The sequence below is a fragment of the Tessaracoccus luoxuelianae genome (assembly GCF_054483915.1).
Window position 1 is genome coordinate 540,459 of record NZ_CM137013.1, and the last position, 18,697, is coordinate 559,155.

The 18,697-nt window shown below is 68.5% G+C and carries 15 protein-coding genes; 9 read left to right on the forward strand and 6 right to left on the reverse strand.

What is annotated here, in order from left to right; translation table 11 throughout:
• Nucleotides 1-21 precede the first annotated feature (21 nt).
• Nucleotides 22-1,164, reverse strand: a complete 1,143-nt coding sequence (gene chvE, locus ACX1D1_RS02215) for a multiple monosaccharide ABC transporter substrate-binding protein (RefSeq protein WP_459055738.1) — start codon at nt 1,162-1,164, stop codon at nt 22-24.
• Nucleotides 1,165-1,468: 304 nt separating this feature from the next.
• Between chvE and ACX1D1_RS02220 the strand changes: the two genes are divergently transcribed.
• The 5 genes from ACX1D1_RS02220 (at nt 1,469) to ACX1D1_RS02240 (ending at nt 8,187) form a co-directional block, all read left to right on the forward strand.
• Nucleotides 1,469-2,689, forward strand: coding sequence for a TIGR04053 family radical SAM/SPASM domain-containing protein (locus tag ACX1D1_RS02220; protein WP_459055739.1), 1,221 nt, complete (start codon nt 1,469-1,471; stop codon nt 2,687-2,689).
• Between the two features lie 244 nt (nt 2,690-2,933).
• Nucleotides 2,934-4,493 (forward strand): ABC transporter substrate-binding protein, encoded by a 1,560-nt coding sequence (locus tag ACX1D1_RS02225; protein ID WP_459055740.1) that lies wholly within the window; start codon nt 2,934-2,936, stop codon nt 4,491-4,493.
• Between the two features lie 87 nt (nt 4,494-4,580).
• Entirely contained in the window at nt 4,581-5,522 is a 942-nt protein-coding gene (locus ACX1D1_RS02230) for an ABC transporter permease (RefSeq protein ID WP_459055741.1), read from the forward strand.
• Nucleotides 5,519-7,342 carry a dipeptide/oligopeptide/nickel ABC transporter permease/ATP-binding protein gene (locus tag ACX1D1_RS02235; protein ID WP_459055742.1) on the forward strand — a complete coding sequence of 608 codons (1,824 nt, stop codon included), beginning with the start codon at nt 5,519-5,521 and terminating at the stop codon, nt 7,340-7,342. The genes ACX1D1_RS02230 and ACX1D1_RS02235 overlap by 4 nt, the downstream gene beginning before the upstream one ends.
• Entirely contained in the window at nt 7,339-8,187 is an 849-nt protein-coding gene (locus ACX1D1_RS02240) for an ATP-binding cassette domain-containing protein (RefSeq protein WP_459055743.1), read from the forward strand. Before ACX1D1_RS02235 ends, ACX1D1_RS02240 begins: the two co-directional genes overlap by 4 nt.
• An 840-nt stretch (nt 8,188-9,027) precedes the next feature.
• Here the strand turns inward: ACX1D1_RS02240 and ACX1D1_RS02245 are convergent.
• The 4 genes from ACX1D1_RS02245 to ACX1D1_RS02260 all read right to left on the reverse strand — a co-directional run bounded on the left by ACX1D1_RS02245 (nt 9,028) and on the right by ACX1D1_RS02260 (nt 12,792).
• A complete protein-coding gene (locus tag ACX1D1_RS02245; protein ID WP_459055744.1) occupies nt 9,028-9,933 on the reverse strand; it encodes a D-hexose-6-phosphate mutarotase in 906 nt (301 codons plus the stop codon).
• A gap of 68 nt (nt 9,934-10,001) precedes the next feature.
• Nucleotides 10,002-10,859, reverse strand: a complete 858-nt coding sequence (locus ACX1D1_RS02250; protein ID WP_459055745.1) for a sugar phosphate isomerase/epimerase family protein — start codon at nt 10,857-10,859, stop codon at nt 10,002-10,004.
• Nucleotides 10,860-10,870: 11 nt separating this feature from the next.
• The gene (locus tag ACX1D1_RS02255; protein ID WP_459055746.1) at nt 10,871-11,968 is read right to left on the reverse strand and encodes a Gfo/Idh/MocA family protein; all 1,098 of its coding nucleotides are present in this window, start codon (nt 11,966-11,968) and stop codon (nt 10,871-10,873) included.
• Nucleotides 11,965-12,792, reverse strand: a complete 828-nt coding sequence (locus ACX1D1_RS02260; protein ID WP_459055747.1) for a sugar phosphate isomerase/epimerase family protein — start codon at nt 12,790-12,792, stop codon at nt 11,965-11,967. Before ACX1D1_RS02260 ends, ACX1D1_RS02255 begins: the two co-directional genes overlap by 4 nt.
• Nucleotides 12,793-13,079: 287 nt before the next feature.
• Here ACX1D1_RS02260 and ACX1D1_RS02265 point away from each other — a divergent pair, with 287 nt between their 5' ends.
• The gene (locus ACX1D1_RS02265) at nt 13,080-14,246 is read left to right on the forward strand and encodes a Gfo/Idh/MocA family protein (RefSeq protein ID WP_459055748.1); all 1,167 of its coding nucleotides are present in this window, start codon (nt 13,080-13,082) and stop codon (nt 14,244-14,246) included.
• Nucleotides 14,243-15,433 carry an MFS transporter gene (locus ACX1D1_RS02270; RefSeq protein WP_459055749.1) on the forward strand — a complete coding sequence of 397 codons (1,191 nt, stop codon included), beginning with the start codon at nt 14,243-14,245 and terminating at the stop codon, nt 15,431-15,433. Before ACX1D1_RS02265 ends, ACX1D1_RS02270 begins: the two co-directional genes overlap by 4 nt.
• Nucleotides 15,434-15,452: 19 nt before the next feature.
• Here the strand turns inward: ACX1D1_RS02270 and ACX1D1_RS02275 are convergent, their stop codons facing one another.
• Nucleotides 15,453-16,796 carry an MFS transporter gene (locus ACX1D1_RS02275; protein WP_459055751.1) on the reverse strand — a complete coding sequence of 448 codons (1,344 nt, stop codon included), beginning with the start codon at nt 16,794-16,796 and terminating at the stop codon, nt 15,453-15,455.
• 137 nt (nt 16,797-16,933) lie between these two features.
• On the opposite strand from ACX1D1_RS02275, the gene ACX1D1_RS02280 reads away from it, so the two are divergent.
• Nucleotides 16,934-17,176: a DUF6458 family protein gene (locus tag ACX1D1_RS02280; protein ID WP_182783529.1), complete on the forward strand. Its 243-nt coding sequence runs from the start codon at nt 16,934-16,936 to the stop codon at nt 17,174-17,176.
• 183 nt (nt 17,177-17,359) lie between these two features.
• Nucleotides 17,360-18,646, forward strand: a complete 1,287-nt coding sequence (locus tag ACX1D1_RS02285) for a citrate synthase (protein ID WP_182783527.1) — start codon at nt 17,360-17,362, stop codon at nt 18,644-18,646.
• Nucleotides 18,647-18,697 lie beyond the last annotated feature (51 nt).

The following is an 18,697-nucleotide window of genomic DNA, read 5'->3' on the forward strand; positions in this document are numbered from 1 at the left end:
GGGCCACCGCGGGTGCCTGGATCAGGCAACGCCTGCGTCAATCTGCTCCTGGGTCCAGTAGCCGGTGTCGACGAGCGCCTCGGTGATGTTCTCGCTGGTGACGGTCACAACATCGAGGAGGTAGGACGGAACGACCTTCACGCCGTTGTCGTAATCCTCGGTGTTGTTCGCCTCGGGCTCGTTGCCGGCCAGGAGGTCCTGGGCGGCTGTGACGGCCTGCTCGGCCAGAAGCCGGGTGTCCTTGAAGATGGTCGAGGACTGGATGCCGTCCTGGATCAGCTTGACGGAGGCGATCTCGGCGTCCTGCCCTGTGACGATCGGGAAGCTGTCGGCGACGGTGCCCGAGTAGCCGTTGTTCTGCAGGGCGGTGATGATGCCGCGGGAGAGTCCGTCGTAGGCCGACAGCACGCCGTCAACCTTGGTGTCGCCCTGGTAGTTGGCGGTGAGGAGGTCCTCCATGCGCTTCTGCGCGGTCTCCTGCTGCCAGCGAAGCGTGGCTGCCTGCTCGATGTCGGTCTGACCGGAGACCACCACCATGGTGCCGTTGTCGATCTCGGGCTGGATGACGCTCATGGCGCCGTTGAAGAAGAAGAAGGCGTTGTTGTCGTCAAGCGAGCCGGCGAACAGCTCGATGTTGAACGGGCCTTCGCCGCGGGCCTTGAGGCCGTCGATGAGGGCCTGGCCCTGGGCGACGCCGACCTTGAAGTTGTCGAAGGAGACGTAGAAGTCGACGTTGGCGCTGTCGCGGATCAGGCGGTCGTAGGAGATGATCTTGATGCCCTGCGCAGCGGCGTTCTCGAGCTGGGGGGCCAGCGCGGTGCCGTCGATGGCGGCGATGATGAGGACCTTGACGCCCTGGGTGATCATCTGGTCGATCTGCTGGCCCTGGGTGGGGATATCGTCGTTGGCGAACTGGAGATCGACTTCGAAGCCGGCCTCTTCCAGCTGGGACTTGACGGCCTCGCCGTCGGCGATCCAACGCTCGGAGGTCTGGGTGGGCATCGACACGCCGACGCTGCCGCCCTCTTCCATGGGGGCGCTCGCGGACGCCGTGGCGTCACCCGAGGCGGCGGGGGTGGTGGCTGTTCCGGCGCCGCCGCCACCGCATGCGGTGAGGGCGAAGGCCATGAGCAGGCCTGCGCTCGCGGTTACGAACTTCTTCATCTTCATTCGTTCCTCCTGTGAACGTTCACTTCGAGCGGACCGACGCCGCCTCGTGGGGTTGTGCGGGTATGAACGAAGCGCTGAGCGCTGGGCGAACTCCGCACACGGTGTCTTGTGGGCCGGATCTCGGACGGCGTTGTCTCTCCGTTGCGCTTGAGTCTGTCGCGCAGTCGCAGCGCTGTCAACCGATTCTGAGGCCTGACATGGTTGCGAAATTGTAACGATCTGATAGCGCTCCCACCATGCACTTTCGACGGCGAGGGTGGGGGTCGGCTCCGAAACGACGCTGTGTAGTATCCGGACGGTGACTCCGCACCCAGGCACCGCCCCCCACGAGGCCCGCAAGGGCGTGGTCCGCACGCTCCACCACGACGCCGGGGAGCGCCCCCACGTGCTGGTCTGGGAGGTCACCCGAGCCTGTCAGTTGGCCTGTCGACACTGCCGCGCTGATGCCTTCACCCGGGCGGACCCCCGGCAGCTCACCACCGAGCAGGGCAAGGCCCTCCTCGACGATTTCGCCGCCTACGGCACCCCCAAGCCGATCGTCATCCTCTCCGGCGGCGACGCGTTCGAGCGCGACGATCTGGAGGAGTTGATCGCCTACGGCACCTCCATCGGACTGCCCATCGCGCTGTCGCCGTCGGTCACGCCGCTGCTCACCGACGAGCGTCTGGCGTCGGTGCGCGAGGCCGGGGTGAAGGCCTTCTCGCTGTCCCTCGACGGCGCCACCGCTGAGACCCACGACTCGTTCCGTGGCATCGACGGCACCTACGAGGACACCATGGCGGCCGCCGAACTGGTGGTGAAGCACGGCTTCCGGTTCCAGGTGAACACCACGATCTGCCGCAACAACCTGCGCGAGCTCCCTCAGCTGCTCAAGCGGACCATGGAGATGGGCGCGGGCATGTGGTACGTGCTGTTCCTGGTGCCGATGGGTCGCGGATCCAACCTCGAACCGCTCGATCCGGACGAGATGGAGGACGTGCTGCACTGGCTGCACGACGTCTCCGACCGGATCGCGGTGAAGGTCACGGAAGCGCCGAACTACCGTCGCGTCGCCATCCAGCGCGACGACGCCCGCGCGGCCGGTCGGCCGTTGCCGGTCCGCGGAGAATTGCATGCCTGGCTGACTGCCGAGACCGACGCCCTGCTGGGTGAGGTCCTGGAGCGGCGGCCGCCGCGTCCGCCGATCGGCGTCAACAGCGGTCGCGGCTTCGCGTTCGTGGACCACATCGGCGACGTCTACCCGTCGGGGTTCCTGCCGCACCGCTGCGGATCGGTGAAGGAGCAGAGCTTCCGCGAAATCTACGCCGGGGCGCCGATGATGAAGGCGTTGCGGGACCCCTCGTCGTATTCGGGCAAATGCGGGGTGTGCGAGTTCAACTGGATCTGCGGAGGGTCGCGGGCGAGAGCCCATGCCATGCTGGGTGACCCCTTGGCTTCGGACCCCACCTGCGTCTACCAGCCCACGGGTCTGCGTGGCGTGCACGAAACGCCGTCGGACCCGGAGTCCGTGCACGTATAGGTCCATGGGGAGCGATCCCGACGGCGTGTCGTGCCCGCCTGGAGGGCTGCCGGTGAGCTTGGCAACCCCCCAGGAGTATCCGGGGCAACGAATGGCAACTTCTTGTTGACGGGGATGCCGGATGGCGTACTTATCACACCGCACTGACGGGCTCGCCCCCGAGTCCTGACAGCAGAGCGGACGTCCGACATCTGGTCCCGGAGAGGCTCTCGCCAACCGGGTCCCCTTTTCGAAGGAACCGACAGTGAAGTCACGCATTCTTTCCGCGACGGCGCTCGCCACCGTCGCCGCCCTGGCCCTCGCGGGCTGCTCATCGCCCGCCGCTGAGGAGCCCAACTCGACCCCAGGGACCTCCGGCACCGCGGCCTCGACCCGCGGCGAACTCCTCACGCTCGGCATCGTGCAGGAGCCGGCCTCCTGGGATCCGGCGCAGGCACACGTGGGCCACCGCCTCCAGCCCTTCCAGGCCGCCTACGACTCCCTGATCCTCCGCGCCCCCGACGGCTCCTACGAGCCGATGCTCGCCACCGAGTGGGGATACACCGACGAGACCAACCTCGTGTTCAGCCTCGACCTCCGCACGGACGTCACCTTCTCCGACGGTGCCGCCTTCGATGCCGAGGCCGTCGTGGCCAACCTCGACCACTTCAAGACTGAGAACGGCCCTCAGGCGGGCCAGGCGGCGGCAGTGGCCTCCGCCTCCGCCGTCGACGAGGACACCGTGGAGATCACGCTGTCCCAGCCCGACCCCGCGCTGGAGTATTACCTGAGCCAGGCCCTCGGCCTGATGGGCAGCCCCGAGGCGCTCGGCACCGACGAGATCGACCGCACCCCCGTCGGAACCGGCCCCTACGTCATGGATGCCGCGCAGGCCGTCGTCGGCTCGCAGTACGTGTTCAAGGCGCGGGAGGACTACTGGAACCCCGACCTGCAGAAGTGGAACCAGATCACCCTCAAGCTGCTCGCCGACGTGACCTCCCGCGTCAACGGACTCGTCTCCGGAGAGGTGGACGCCACCCTGCTGGACGCCACCACCTACCAGCAGGCCCAGGGCGGCGGGTTCGAGCTCCTGGAGTACGGCACCGACTGGATGGGACTCCTGCTGTTCGACCGCGACGGTGCGCTGAGCCCGGCGATGGCGGATGTCCGCGTGCGCCAGGCGATCAACTACGCCTTCGACCGTGACGCCCTCCTCCAGGAGATCGGCGGCGGCTTCGGTGAGACCACGAGCCAGGTGTTCGGCCCGGACAGCACGGCCTTCCTGCCGGAGCTCGAGGGCTACTACACCTACGATCCCGACAAGGCCCGCGAGCTCCTCGCGGACGCCGGCTACGCCGACGGCCTCACCATCGAGCTGCCCGTCTTCACCCCCGGCGGCGAGACCATCATGACGTTCGTCACGCAGCAGCTGGCCGACATCGGCATCACCGTCACGCAGACCTCGGTTCCGGGAGCCGACTTCCAGGGCCTCCTCGGCCAGGGGAAATTCCCCGGCTCCTGGTTCAGCCTCTTCCAGGGCCCGTCCTGGGTGGCCTACAGCCAGATGCTCTCCACCGATGCCCTCTACAACCCCTTCGACTCGACCGACCCGGTGATCGAGGCCGCTGTCGAGGAGCTCCGGGTCGGGGGCGACGAGGCCGTCGACGCCGCGCAGGCCATCAACAAGTTCGTGACGGAGGAGGCCTGGTTCGCCCCCTGGTTCCGCCCGTCGCAGCTGTACTTCCTCAACTCGGACAAGGTGACCGCCGTGCCGCAGTCGCAGATGGCCGTCCCGTCCATCTACAACTACTCACCGGCTTCCTGAGCCGCTGACGTGGGGGGCGGCAACCCGCCGCCCCCCACGCCCACCCCACCGGGCACCCCCCACCCCTGTCTGCAACGGAGCTGACCCATGCTTTCTATGATCCTGCGGCGCATCGCTTCCGGGGTCGCCGTCCTGCTCGTCGTGTCCGTCCTCACGTTCACGATGCTGTACGCGTCGTCCGGCAACATCGCCCGAAACATCCTCGGCGACCAGGCTACTGAAGAGGCCATTGCTGCCAAGGAGGCCGAGCTGGGCCTCGATCAACCCCTGATCACCCGCCTCCTCGCCTGGCTCGGCGACGCCGTCACCGGCCAGTTCGGAAAGTCATGGTTCACCAACGAACCGGTCTTTCAAGCCATCGGCAGCCGCCTCCCCGTCACGTTGGCGATGATCGGCGTCTCCATTGTCCTCATCGCGCTCGTCGCCACCGGGCTCGGGATGCTCGCCGCCACGCGGCGCGGCTGGGCCGACCGCCTGGTCCAGCTCGGTGCGGTCGTCGGCAATGCCGTCCCCGGCTTCATCATCGGCGTCCTCCTGGTGTGGATCTTCGCCATCGAACTGGGATGGCTGCCCGCCATCTCGCAGATCGCTCCCGGCGTCAGCCCGGCCGTGTGGATCGCCTCACTGACGCTTCCCGTCATCGCCCTCGTCATCAACGGCGTCGCCAGCGCGGCGCAGCAGATCCGAAGCGCCTTCATCAAGCAGCTCGAAATGGACTATGTCCGCACCCTGCGCAGCCGCGGAATCACCGAGCGGGAGATCCTCTTCAAGCACGTACTCCGCTCGGCTGCCCCCGCTGGGCTGACAGTCCTCAGCCTCCAGTTCATCGGCCTGCTCGGCGGCGTCGTGATCATCGAATCCATCTTCGCCATCCCCGGCCTCGGCCGCCTCGCCGTCACGGCCACCACCATGAGCGACCTGCCGCTGGTCATGGGCGTGGTCATCTACACCGTCGTGATCGTCATCCTCGTCAACCTCCTTGTGGACATCCTCAACGGTTGGCTCAACCCGAAGGTACGTGTCTCATGAGCGAGCTCACACCCCCCGTTGCCGTGGGCCAGGTCGGCGCCGTCGTGCGTGCCTCGGCGCTGCGCCGCCTCCTCAAGAACCCGATGGGTCTGGCGGCCATCATCTTCCTCGTGCTGATCACGATGGTCGCGGTGTTCGCACCGCTCCTGGCCCCGCATGACCCCAACTTCGCAAGCCTCGGCAACGTGCTGCTCGGCCCGGGCGGGGACTACCCGCTCGGCACCGACAGCGCCGGCCGCGACATCGCCTCGCGCCTGATCTTCGGCGCGCGTGTCACGCTGCTCTCCGCGGCGCTGGCAGCCAGCGTCGCCATCGCCGTCGGCCTTCCGTCCGGTCTGATCGCCGGCTACTACGGCGGCAAGTTCGACGGCATCGCGAGCTGGTCCACCAACATCCTGCTCGCGCTTCCCGGCATGATCGTTCTGCTCGCAGTCCGGGCCGCCCTCGGCCCGTCGGTGTGGATCTCCATGATCGTCTTCGGCCTCCTCCTCAGCCCCGGCTATTACCGCCTGACGCGCACGGCAGTCCAGTCCGTGCGCAACGAGCTGTACGTGGACGCGGCCCGCGTCTCCGGACTGTCCGACGCGCGCATCATCTCCCGGCACATCTTCTCCGTGGTCAGGGCCCCGATCATCATCCAGACGGCCATGGTGGCCGGCGTGGCGATCTCCATCCAGTCCGCCCTGGAGTTCCTGGGGCTCGGTGACCCCACCGTCCCCACCTGGGGCGTCATGGTCAGCGACGGGTTCCGCAACATCTACCGGCAGCCCCTCAATCTCCTTTGGCCCACGCTGGCGATCGCGCTGACCATCGCCGCCTTCGTGCTGCTGGGTAACGCCGTCCGCGACTCCCTCGAGGACCTGGAGAAGACCAAGGCCGTCCGCGTCAAGCCGCTGCCCGACGCCCACGTGGCAGAGGCGCACGCCGCCGGGATCGCGGAGTCCGCACACCACCTGCTGACCGTCACCAACCTCGGCGTCGGCTACCCCCAACCCGACGGCTCCACCAAGACCGTCGTCGACGGCGTGTCCTTCCATGTGGACCGCAACGAGGTGGTCGGCATCGTGGGCGAGTCCGGGTCCGGCAAGTCCCAGACCGCCTTCTCGATCCTCGGACTCCTGCCCGACAATGCCATGATCACCGGCGGCTCCATCCTCTTCGACGGCACCTACACCGTCGCGCCGGGAGACGACCACGTGCGGCAGTCCAAGATGCGCGCCCTGCGCGGCAAGCGGATCTCCTACATCCCGCAGGAGCCGATGAGCAACCTGGACCCCGCCTTCACCATCGGGTCCCAGCTCTCCACCCCGATGGTCAGGGTGCTGGGCGTCACCAAGGCGGAGGCCAGGCAGCGGGCCCTGGAACTGCTCGCCAGCGTCGGCATCCCGGACCCGCAGCGGACCTACAACGCCTACCCGCACGAGGTCTCCGGCGGCATGGCGCAGCGCGTCCTGATCGCCGGCGCGATCTCCTGCGAGCCGGACCTGATCATCGCCGACGAGCCGACCACCGCGCTGGACGTCACCGTGCAGGCCGAGGTCCTCGACGTCCTCCGCGAGCTGCAGCGCAAGCTGGGGCTGGGGATCATCATGGTCACCCACAACTTCGGTGTGGTGGCCGACATCTGCGATCGCGTGCTCGTCATGCAGAACGGCCGGCTCGTCGAAGGCGGCCCGGTGCGGCAGATCCTGCACACGCCTCAGGATCCCTACACCCAGATGCTGCTGTCCTCGATGCTCGAGGGCAAGCCGCCGATGACCCAACTGCTCGGCTCCACCGTCCCGACAACCCCTGACGCCCCCGTGGAGGTGGCCCGATGAACGCTCCTGCTCAAGACCTGCTCACCGTCGACGACCTGGTGGTGGAATATCCCGGCAAGGGCTGGCTCGCCAAGCCGTTCCGCGCCCTTCAAGGCGTCTCGATCCGGATCGGGGCCGCCGAGACCCTCGGCCTGGTGGGTGAATCCGGCTCCGGCAAGACGACGCTGGGCCGGGCAGTGCTGGGCCTGGCGCCCGTCACCGAAGGTCAGATCGTCTTCCAGGGCCAGGACATCAGCCACGCCACCCGGTCCGACCGGCGCAAGCTGAGCCAGGACCTGCAGGTGGTCTTCCAGGACCCGTACAGCTCTCTCAACCCGTCGCTGACCGTGGGCGACATCCTCTCGGAGCCGCTGGGCATCCAGGGCGTCACCGGTCCGGACGCCCGCAAGCGTGTGCAGGAACTCCTGGACCGGGTGCACATGCCGCTGGACGCGATGGGCAGGCTGCCGCGCGAGTTCTCGGGCGGTCAGCGCCAGCGGATCGCCATTGCTCGCGCGTTGGCGCTGCGGCCGAAGCTCATCGTGTGCGACGAGCCGGTCAGCGCCCTGGACCTCTCGACGCAGGCGCGGGTGCTGGATCTGCTGCTGGAGATCCAGCAGCTCACGGGGGTGTCGTACCTGTTCGTCTCGCACGACCTTGATGTGGTGCGGCATGTGAGCCACCGGGTCGCGGTGATGTACAAGGGCGAGCTGGTTGAGCAGGGGGAGGCGGAGCAGGTCACGGGCCGCCCCGAGCACCCCTACACACAGAAGCTGCTGCTCGCGTCGCCGGTTCCCGACCCGGACCGCCAGGCGATCCGCCGTGAGGAGCGCCGGCGCCACGCGCGTGAGACGGCGGCGGCCTGACCTGACTCGGGCCGCATGGCCTGCAGGATGCTATCCATGGGGCGGCTTCTGTGTATATGCACAGAAGCCGCTCTCTGCATAGCAAGGTGCCCGCGTCGGTGCCCGCATGGGTCGTCGAGGGTGCGTCGCGACGGCGTGTCGTGCCGTTGTGGGGGTGCGGGTTGGGGTGCACGAAACGCCGTCGGACCCCGCGTCGGTGCCCGCATGGGTCGTCGAGGGTGCGTCGCGACGGCGTGTCGTGCCTACAACCTCCACTGGCTCACCGCACGCGCAGCCGGCCAGCCCGGCCTGGAGGGGATTTAGGGAATGGACGTCGCCTGAACTTCGCCAACTGAGGCCCTCGGCGCTGTCACCGGCTGAGCTGAGCCGTCTCGACCCTGGCCGCCCGATCTGATGATCGGGCGGCCAGGGTTGTTGTCATCGCATGCCGGGGAGAGACGGTTGTCGCCAGACGGCGAGCGGTGGCCGACCCCTGCTGGCTGAGGTGCCGCGGAGCGGCCTCGAAGCCTGGGAAACGTGAGTTGTCAAGGTCACTTTTCTTAGGCTTCGAGGCTCGTCGCTGCGCTCCTCGCTCCTCAGCCCGCGGGGGTGGGGTCGTCGCTGCGCTCCTCGCGCCTCAGCCCGCGGGGGTGGGGTCGTCGCTGCGCTCCTCGCTCCTCAGCCCGCGGGGTGGGGTCGTCGCTGCGCTCCTCGCGCCTCAGCCCGCGGGGTGGGCTCGTCGCTGCGCTCCTCGCTCCGCAGCGACCGGGGCCGGGCGGCCCCCGTGGTCAAGGAGAGAGATCTTTCCCATCAGCCCGCGGGAGGCGCCTCATCAACTCTCAGAGTCAGCGGCGATGTCCCTCAGCCCAGCGCGTCCACCGTGAGCGTGGCGGACATCGTGTGGGTCGTGCCGGGGGCGACCGCGATGCGGCCTTCGCCCACGTTGCAGGTCTCGACGCAGAGCATCGAGGTCCACTCGTCGTCGCCGAAGTCGGGCATGGCGGCGGCCTTGGTGGGGCCGGGGTTCCAGACGACGGCGTTGGCGGAATCGGCCGCCCGAACCGTGATGGCACGGCGGCCGGCGGGGTCGTCGACCCGGATGACGCCTGGCTGGGCGAGGAGGCGGTCGGTCTCGCCGTCGATCGTCAGGGCTCCGACCGGCGCGGGGAGCATCTCCCCCGTGAGCCGGTCCAGCGACGGGACCGACTCGAGGCCGCCAAGGGACGCCAGGCGGACGTCGCCGACGGCCAGGTAGGTGTGGAACGCCTCCTCGACGACGATCGGAGCGGGCCCGTCGTTCGTCACCTGAAACGCGAGCCGGAGCTCGGCGCCCACGCTGACGCTGTAGCGGAGATGGGCGGGCTCGTGGGCGAGGACGCCCGGGATGCCCGCCGTGTCGAGGGCGAAGGTGAGGGTGGCCACGCCGTCGGCCTCGTCAGCCGATTCCAGCTCCCAGACGGCGGTGCGGGCGAACCCGTGGAGCGGGGCCGCGCCGTCGGACGGGTGGGGGCCGAACCAGGGGTAGCAGACCGGCACCCCGCCCCGGATCGGGGCGCCCGGCGCGAACGCGCTGCGGCCGCTGACCCACAGGGCGTCCTCATGGCCGGCGGGGACCCAGGAGGTCACGTGGGCGCCCTGCAGGTAGATGACCGCGGAGGCCGCCGGGGTGGTGACGACCACCCGCCGCAGCCCGCCGCGACCCTCCTCGAAGCGCACGCTCCCTGGTAGGCCGAGCCCCGCGCCTGTCGTCGGGGCGATGTCGGTCACTGGGGCGATGCTGGTCACGAGGGTCTCCGGTTGGCTTGGGCGGGGCGGTCGGGCGTCCGGGGTGAGGGTCAGAGGAGGTTGCCGTAGCCGAGCTCGACGAGGTTGGCCCGCGAGATCGCGAGCGCCTCGAAGGGGTCGCGGCCGTAGGTGTCGTCCTGCTCGACGAGGAGGTGCTCGGCGCCGCTGGCCAAGGCCTGCTCGATGATGGGCTCCCACTCAAGGTTTCCCTCGCCCACCTCGGCGAACTGCACCACGCCGTAGAACCCCGCCATGAAGCCTGCGAAGTCTCCGGCGGCGATCGCGTCGCGGGCGGAGTCCGGGAGCAGGCCGATCCGGTAGTCCTTGAGGTGGACCAGCCGCACGCGGCCCGCGTATTTGGCCAGCACCGAGACCGGATTGAGGCCGCCACGCTGGACCCAGTGGACGTCCACCTCCAGCCCGACGGTGGGCGCCAGGTCAGCGATCACGTCGAGCATGTAGCGACCGTCGAGGCGGGCGAACTCGACGTGGTGGTTGTGGTAGTACAGGGCGATGCCGTCGTCGGCCAGGCGCTTGGCGTACTCCTCGGTCTGCTTGGCGAAGTCCACGATGCTGTCGCGCTGACCCATGGCGTCGATCGGCAGCATGCCGATGCGCAGCAGGCCGGTGTCCAGCGTGCGGCAGTCGTCGACGATCTTGTCGTAGGTGGTGCTGAGCGAGTCTCCGCCGCCGGGAGGCGGGGTGAGGCCGGCAGACAGCGCCACCACCGACACGCCGAGCTCGTCCTGTGCGCGCTTCATCTCCGCGACGTTCTCGGGCGTCATCGCCACCTGGGACATCTCGATGTCGCGGTAGCCGATCTCGGCCATCCGGCGAAGCGTCTCGAAGGTGCCGTTCTCGGCGAAGGAGGTCTTGATGGTGCTGGCTTGCACACCGATTCTGGCCATGGGTGTTCCTTTCAGGAGGTGAGGGGAAGCCGGACAACGTCGCCGGTGCGGGCTGATGCGTAGATGGCGAGGACGAGCTCGAGGGTCTGCCTGCCGCCGACGCCGTCGACCAACGGGGCGCGGCCCTCGGCGATGGCGTCCACGAAGTCCAGGAGCTGCAGGCGGTGCGCCTCGCCCCAGACGTCGGCAGGGTCGACGGCGACGTCGGCCGGTGCCTCGGCGACGGCGAGTGTCGCGGCGCGTGTCCCGCCCGCGGCCACCTGCTGTGCGTGCGCCGTGGTGCCCTCCCCTCCGAGGACGGTGCCGTCGGTCAGGGAGAGGGAGGCGAGGCGGTCGCCGTGGATCACGGCGCCGCCGTCGGTGCCGTGGAGGGACAGCGAGGCAGGGAAGCCGGGGAAGGCGCTGGTGGTGGCCATGACGGTGGCGATGGCGCCGTCGGCGAAGGACACCGTCGAGCAGACCACGTCCTCCACCTCGATCCGGTCGTGGGTGGCGGTGCGCGCCTGCGCATAGACGGTCTCGACTGGGCCGCACATCCAGCGCAGCAGGTCGACGGTGTGGATGCCCTGGTTGATCAGGGCGCCGCCGCCGTCGAGCTCCCACGTGCCGCGCCATTCGCCGGAGTCGTAGTACTCCTGGGTGCGGAGCCACGGGACGCGGCACTCGGCCAGCACGAGGCGGCCGAGCCGGCCGTCGCTGATCGCCTCGTGCACCAGCTGCGCCGCGGGGTCGAAGCGGTGCTGGGAGACGACGGCGAGGGCGCGGCCCGAGGTTCGTTGGGCCTGGATCAGCCGGTCGCAGGCCTCGAGGGTGACCTCCATGGGCTTCTCGATGATGACGTGCTTGCCGGCGAGCAGCGCTGGGACGCCCACCTCGGCGTGGCGTCCGCTGGGGACGCAGACCGACACGGCGTCGATCGTCGGATCGCTGAGGATGTCGTCGTAGCTCATCGCGGTCAGCCCGAACTCGGCCGCGAGGGCCTCCGCGCGCTCCGGAAGGATGTCGCTGCACGCCACCAGCTCCACGCGTCCCGCGAGCTGCTGCAGCGCCCGGACGTGGGTGGGGGCGATGGCGCCGCAGCCCACGACGGCGAACCGGAGGGCGCTCATCGGTAGCTGATCTGCTGTGCGTCGAGGAGGGCCGTGAACGCTTGGGTGGCGCGGGTGAAGTTGTCCGGACCGGAGAATCCGCCGAGGTGGTGCGCGGAGGATAGGTGCGGTTCCATCGAGAAGAATCCGTCGAAGCCGTCTGCCGCGAGCGCCCGGATGGTGTCGGGCACCCGCCCGTCCCCGGCGCCGGCCACGACGACCTCGCCGGTGCCGAGCTTGGCGTCCTTGATCTGGATGTAGTCGGTGTAGGGGCGCAGCTGCTCGTAGGCCTCTGGGAAGGGGACCACGCCCACCTGCACGTAGTTGGCCGCGTCCCACGCCAGCCGAAGCGCCGGGGAGTTGACGGAGGTGACGAGGTCCAGGACGCGCTCGGGGATGTCGCCGAAGATGCCCTTCTCGTTCTCGTGCAGCATCACGACGCCGCCGGCCTCGGCGCGCTGAGCCAGCGCGGTCATCCGACGGACCACCTCGTCGCGGTGGTCCTCGGGGCGCTGGTCGGCGGTGAGGAAGAAGGAGAACACGCGGATGAACGGCGCCCCGAGCTGCTGAGCCACCCACACAGCCCGGTCCATCCGTGCCAGGTGGGCGTCGAAGTCGTCGGTGATATTGACCTTGCCGATGGGAGAGCCGATGGACGAGGCCTGGATGCCGTGGCTGACCAGGATGTCGTGGGCGCGGGCCACCTGCTCGTCATCGAGGTCGAGAACGTTGACGCCCCAGGCGCTGCGGAACTCGATGAACCGGATGCCCAACTGATCAAAGAGCAAGCACTGGGTCTCGAGGTCGTCGTCGATCTCGTCGGCGAAACCGGACAGGGTCCACATGGGTGAGCTCCGATCGTGAGGTTGGGGTGCACCACTGCACCGTCGTAGCGCCGTCCCGCTTGGACGGACCCGGGGTTCGGGTGGGCGCTGATGATGACGCTACGCACTGAGCCCCTCGTGGCCAATGGATTGCCAGAAGTTGCCGCGGCCCCTCGGCTTACGAGGCAACTTGATGCAACACAGCGCGATCCGTGCCGTTCCACTGTTCTACTCGTATCCCGGGTATCCCCCGGACAGCCCACCGACGAAGGCGGGCGCGGACGATCAACACGCTCAAGGAGACGCACATGACGAAGCAGGTGAGGCTCGGGATCATCGGGCTGGGACAGCAGGGCGGGCTCTACGCGTCGCTCATCAACGACGGGCGCGTGCCGCACATGACCATCGGCGCCATCTGCGACACCGACCCCGCCAAGCGTGACCTCGCCCGGTCCACGTACCCCGGCGTGCCGGTCCACGACGACCTCGACGCGCTGCTGGCCAGCGGCGACGTTGACGCGATCGTCACCACCACCCCCCATTATCTGCACCCGGAGATGGGGATCGCCGGGCTGAAGGCCGGCCTCCACGTGCTGGTGGACAAGCCTGCCGGCGTCTACACCAAGCAGGCCCAGGAGCTCGTCGACTTCGCCGCCTCCAAGCCCGAGCTGACGTTCGCGATCATGTTCAACCAGCGGATGAACCCGCTGTACCGCAAGCTCAAGGAGATCGTCGAAGGCGGCGAGATCGGCGCCATCCGCCGCTCCACCTGGACCATCACCACCTGGTGGCGGCCGCAGGGCTACTACGACTCCAGCGCCTGGCGCGCCACCTGGGGCGGCGAGGGCGGTGGCGTGCTCGTCAACCAGGCCCCCCACCAGCTCGACCTGTGGCAGTGGATCTGCGGCGTGCCGCGGACCGTCTTCTCCAAGCTGGGCTACGGCGTCAACCGCGACATCGCCGTCGAGAACGAGGTCAACGCGATGGTGGACTACGGCGACGGTGTCACGGGTTCGTTCGTCACCTGCACCTACGACATCGCCGGCACCGACCGGCTCGAGATCCTCGGCGACGCCGGCAAGATCGTCGTCGAGGACAGCAAGCGCGCCATCATCACCAGGCTGCGCAAGCCCGAGCAGGAGCTCAGCGGCGGCATGGACATGGACGACGTGATGCGCCTGTTCACCGGGAAGGTGGACCTTAACACCCTCTACACCCAGGAGACGCTGGAGTTCGAGTCGGCCTTCGGCAGCCAGCACGCCGACGTCCTTGAGAACTTCGCCCTCAACATCGTCGACGGCACCCCGCTCGTCGCGCCCGGCGCCGACGGCATGCACGGCGTCCGCCTGGCCAACGCCATCCACCTGTCGAGCTGGAAGGGCGAAGAGGTGCCGCTGGCCTTCGACGCCGACGAGTACCTCGCGCTGCTCAACGACCGCATCCGCGAGGAGGGAAAGTTCGCCGAGCGCGCGTGAGGATCTGGACCCGTACCTTCGTCCTGGCGACGGTGGTCAACTTCCTGGTGTCGCTGGTCTTCTTCATGCTGATGGTGACCATGGCCACCTACGCGGGGGAGCGGTTCTCGGCGTCAGACAGTGTCGCGGGGTTGGCGGCGAGCATCTTCATCGTCGGGGCGCTGGTGGTGCGGCCGTTCGCCGGCCGGTTCCTCGACGTGGTGGGGCGGCGCCGGATGCTGCTCCTCGGCCTTGGGGTGTTCAGCGTCGCCTCGTTCCTGTACGTGCCGGCCGACAACCTCGGGCTCCTGCTCGCCGTGCGGATGCTGCACGGCGCGGGTCTGGGGGCCTCGCACACGGCGATCGCGGCGTCGATCATGACGGTGCTGCCGCCGGCGCGCCGCTCGGAGGGCATGGGCTACTTCACGCTCAGCGGGACGGTGGCCACCGCCGTCGGGCCGGCGATCGCCCTGGCGGTGCTGCAGTTGGGCGCCATCGAGTGGCTGTTCGGGTTCGGTGCAGTGCTGTCGACGGGGGCCTTTCTGCTGGCGTTCGGCCTCAGGTTCCCCGGCCCCGGGCGCGACGGCGGCGAGGCCGGACCCGTGGGCGACCGCCCGCACAGCCCCGTGAGCGGGTTCCTGGAACGCTCGGTGCTGCCGATCGCGACGATGATGCTGCTGCTGGGGATCGCCTTCACCGGCGTCCTCACCTACGTGTCCACCCACGCCGCCGCCTTGGACCTGACGGCCGCCCTGAGCGGGTTCTTCCTGGTCTACTCCGGCGTGATCGCAGTCTCGCGGCTGTTCGTGGGGCGGCTGCACGACGCGCGGGGGGACAACGTGATCGTCTACCCGGCCCTTGTGTCCATGTCGGCGGGGCTGGTGGTCCTGGCGCTTGCGTCGTCGGGAGTCGCGTTGCTGGTGGCCGGCGGGCTGCTCGGGTTGGGCATGGGCACGCTGCAGTCCTCGGCGCACGTGATCGCGGTGTCGGTCGCGCCGTTGCACCGGGTGGGGCTGGCCACGTCGACGCTGTTCATCATGATGGACCTCGGCGTGGGCCTGGGGCCGCTGGCCCTGGGCCCGGTCATCGCCGAATGGGGGCTGGGGGCGATGTATCTGGGCCTGTCAGCGCTGGTTCTCGTGGCGGCGGGCGTCTACCACCTGGGGCACGGTCGGGGTCGCGGCGGGGCCGGATCACCGAGCCTCTGACCCGAGCAAGCACCCGGCCTCAGGCCTGAGCAGCCTCCGAGCGCTGCGGCTGCTTGACGAACAGCGCGACGATGAAGCCGGCCAGCAGCACCAGCACGACTCCGAGGATGCCCCAGTGCTGGCTGGACTCCTGCGCGTCGCCCGTCACCGCGACACCCACCGCGATCATCAACCCGAACATCAGCGGCGCCAAGAAGCTGACCGCGCGCCCCGTCGTCGCGTACAGCCCGAACATCTCGCCGCTCATGCCCTCGGGGATCAGGCGCGCCAGGAAGGATCGACTCGCCGACTGCGCCGGGCCGACGAACAGGGTCATGCCCAGGCCGAAGATCCAGAAGATAGTCTTCCCGCCGTCGTGGAAGTAGAAGATGCCGAGCCCCAACGCCACCAGCATCCCGAGGGAGAACAGGATGACCCGCTTCGGGCCGAGTCGGTCGTCGAGGAGGCCGAACAGCATCGTCGCCAGGCCCGCGACGACGTTGGCCACGACGCCGAAGATCACCACCTCGCCGAACGTGAAGCCGAATGTGCCGGCGGCCAGCACGCCGCCGAAGGTGAACACCCCGGCCAGGCCGTCGCGGAACAGCGCGGAGGCGGCGAGGAAGAACAGGGTGTTGGGGTTGTCCCTCCCGACGCGCGCGATGGAGCGGAACAGCTCGCGGTAGGAGCCGACGATGCCCAGCGACGGCGGCACGTGGTCCGGCTTGCGGTCCTTGAGGGCGATGAAGATCGGGATGGTGAACAGCAGCGTCCAGGCGCCGCAGATGAGCATCGAGAGGCGCACGTCGTCGGGCGTGAAGTCCGAGCCGAGGACCCCGATGATGACGAGCAGGATGGTGATGCCGCCGAGGTAGCCGAGCCCCCAGCCCAGGCCGCTCACCCGGCCCACGTCGGACGGGGTGCTGACCTGGTCCAGCGCCGAGTAGTAGTTGACGTTGGCGATCTCCGAGACCACATTGCCTGCGCCCAGCAGCACGGCGCCGAGCAGGAAGTACTCGGGCGCCGGCGCGACGAAGTACATCGCCGCGCAGATCGCCGCGAGCAGCCAGGTCTGCCAGCGCAGGTGGAACATCCGCTTTCCCGTGCGGTCCGCGCCCTGGCCGAGCACCGGGGCCAGCAGGGCGATGAGCAGGCCCGCGGTACCCGTCGCCCAGGCCAGCTGGATGGTGACCTGGTCCTTCTCACCGAAGGCGGAGCTGGTGAGGTAGACCGAGAACACGAACGTGGTGATCACGGTGGCGAACGGCTGCGTGCCCCAGTCCCAGAATGCCCAGGCGACCACCTTCCTGCGCGGGGCCTTGGTGGAGGACAGCGCGCCGGCCTGTGGCACGGCGTCGACGGCGGGGGGCGGCTCGATCGTCACGCGAGCAATGTATGCCGAACGGGTGAACGGTGAGCGTCATCCCGGGAAACGTCGGTTGCTCCGGGAGGGGGCGATGTTTGAAATCCGCCGAAGTGGGTATGAGGGAGAGATACATCTGAACAAGCAAGGAGCCACTCATGCGTATCGGTTCATCCGTCTTCCTCATCGCGCTCGGCGCCATCCTCACGTTCGCAGTGGAGGCTGACGTCCCCTACATCAGCCTGGATCTCGTGGGCTACATCCTGATGGCGGCAGGTGTCGTCGGCCTCATCTGGGCGCTGCTCGCCTCCAACCGCAGCCGCACCACCGAGACCCGCGTGGTCAGCGACCCTGCCACCGGCGAGACCGTTCGCCGTTCGGAGTCCTCCGAGGGCATCTGACCCACCGACTCTGCAGCCCCCTCCCGTCGCTCTGACGGGTGGGGGCTGTTTTGTGTGGTCTCTACAACAAGATTGGACGCTTTCCGGAGGTTCCCTCCAGCGTTGTAGGGTGGGGGTGCAGGCCAGTGAGTAGGCATCAACGGCGCCCACGACGGTCGCCGGGACCCAAAAGAAAGGCAACGCATGACCGACAGCGGATTCCTCAGGTACGGGGATCTCGAGCTTGAACTGCCGATCGTGGAGGCCACGCAGGGCAACGATGGATTCGACATCGGCAAGGTCCTGGCGCAGACCGGCGCCACCACCCTGGACCCCGGCTTCGTGAACACCGCGTCGTGCACGTCGTCGATCACGTTCATCGACGGCGACGAGGGTGTGCTGCAGTACCGCGGCTACCCCATCGAGCAGCTCGCCGAGCAGGCCACGTTCATCGAGGTCACCTACCTCCTCATCTACGGTCACCTCCCCTCGCAGGATGAGCTCGACGAGTTCAGCCTCAAGATCTCGCGCCGCATGATGCTCGACGAGCGCATGCGCGAGCTGTTCCGCTGCTTCCCGCGCGGCGCCCACCCCATGCAGGTGCTCGCCGCCGGCATCATGGCGCTCGGCTCGTTCCACCGCGACACCCTCTCGGTGCACGACACCAACCAGGTCGAGGAGGCGTCGCTCCGGTTGCTGGGCTCGATGCCCACCCTGGCCGCCTACGCGTACAAGAGCTCCGTCGGGGAGCCGTTCCTCTACCCGCAGACCGGACTCGGCTACGTCGAGAACTACCTGCGCCTGTCCTTCGGCACGCCGCAGGAGGAGTACCACATCGACCCGGACATCGTCCGTGCCTTCGAGACGCTGTTCATCCTGCACGCGGACCACGAGCAGAACGCCTCCACCTCGACGGTGCGGCTCGTGGGTTCGGCAGATGCCAACATCTACGCCTCGGTCAGCTCCGGCGTCAACGCGCTGTCCGGCCCTCTGCACGGCGGCGCCAACCAGGCCGTGCTGGAGATGCTCTCGCGTATCCAGGATGAGGGCCTGGACATCAAGGAGTTCGTCAGCCAGGTCAAGGACAAGAAGTCCGGCGTGAAGCTGATGGGCTTCGGCCACCGGGTCTACAAGAACTACGACCCGCGCGCCAAGATCATCAAGGGTCACGCCGACGCGCTGCTGCGCATCTCCGGCCGCAACAACCGGCTGCTCGACATGGCGCTGGAGTTGGAGGAGACGGCGCTCAACGACGACTACTTCATCGAACGCAAGCTGTACCCCAATGTGGACTTCTACACGGGCCTCATCTACGAGGCGATGGGATTCCCCTCGCAGCACTTCACGGCCCTGTTCGCCCTCGGCCGGCTCCCCGGCTGGATCGCGCAGTGGCGCGAGCAGCACGCGGACCCCAACCGCAAGATCGGGCGTCCGCGCCAGATCTACATCGGCGAGAAGAAGCGCGACTACGTGCCGATCACCGAGCGCTGACGTCCGACTTCAAGGGCCCACTCCCGTCGGGAGTGGGCCCTTCGTCGTTCA

Bases quoted from the DNA above. Each gene is read 5' to 3' on its own strand.
- ACX1D1_RS02255 (WP_459055746.1), bottom strand. From the start codon at position 11,968: ATGAGCGCCCTCCGGTTCGCCGTCGTGGGCTGCGGCGCCATCGCCCCC.
- ACX1D1_RS02250 (WP_459055745.1), bottom strand. From the start codon at position 10,859: ATGGCCAGAATCGGTGTGCAAGCCAGCACCATCAAGACCTCCTTCGCC.
- ACX1D1_RS02230 (WP_459055741.1), top strand. From the start codon at position 4,581: ATGCTTTCTATGATCCTGCGGCGCATCGCTTCCGGGGTCGCCGTCCTG.
- ACX1D1_RS02265 (WP_459055748.1), top strand. From the start codon at position 13,080: ATGACGAAGCAGGTGAGGCTCGGGATCATCGGGCTGGGACAGCAGGGC.
- ACX1D1_RS02235 (WP_459055742.1), top strand. From the start codon at position 5,519: ATGAGCGAGCTCACACCCCCCGTTGCCGTGGGCCAGGTCGGCGCCGTC.
- chvE (WP_459055738.1), bottom strand. From the start codon at position 1,164: ATGAAGAAGTTCGTAACCGCGAGCGCAGGCCTGCTCATGGCCTTCGCC.
- ACX1D1_RS02285 (WP_182783527.1), top strand. From the start codon at position 17,360: ATGACCGACAGCGGATTCCTCAGGTACGGGGATCTCGAGCTTGAACTG.
- ACX1D1_RS02260 (WP_459055747.1), bottom strand. From the start codon at position 12,792: ATGTGGACCCTGTCCGGTTTCGCCGACGAGATCGACGACGACCTCGAG.
- ACX1D1_RS02240 (WP_459055743.1), top strand. From the start codon at position 7,339: ATGAACGCTCCTGCTCAAGACCTGCTCACCGTCGACGACCTGGTGGTG.
- ACX1D1_RS02280 (WP_182783529.1), top strand. From the start codon at position 16,934: ATGCGTATCGGTTCATCCGTCTTCCTCATCGCGCTCGGCGCCATCCTC.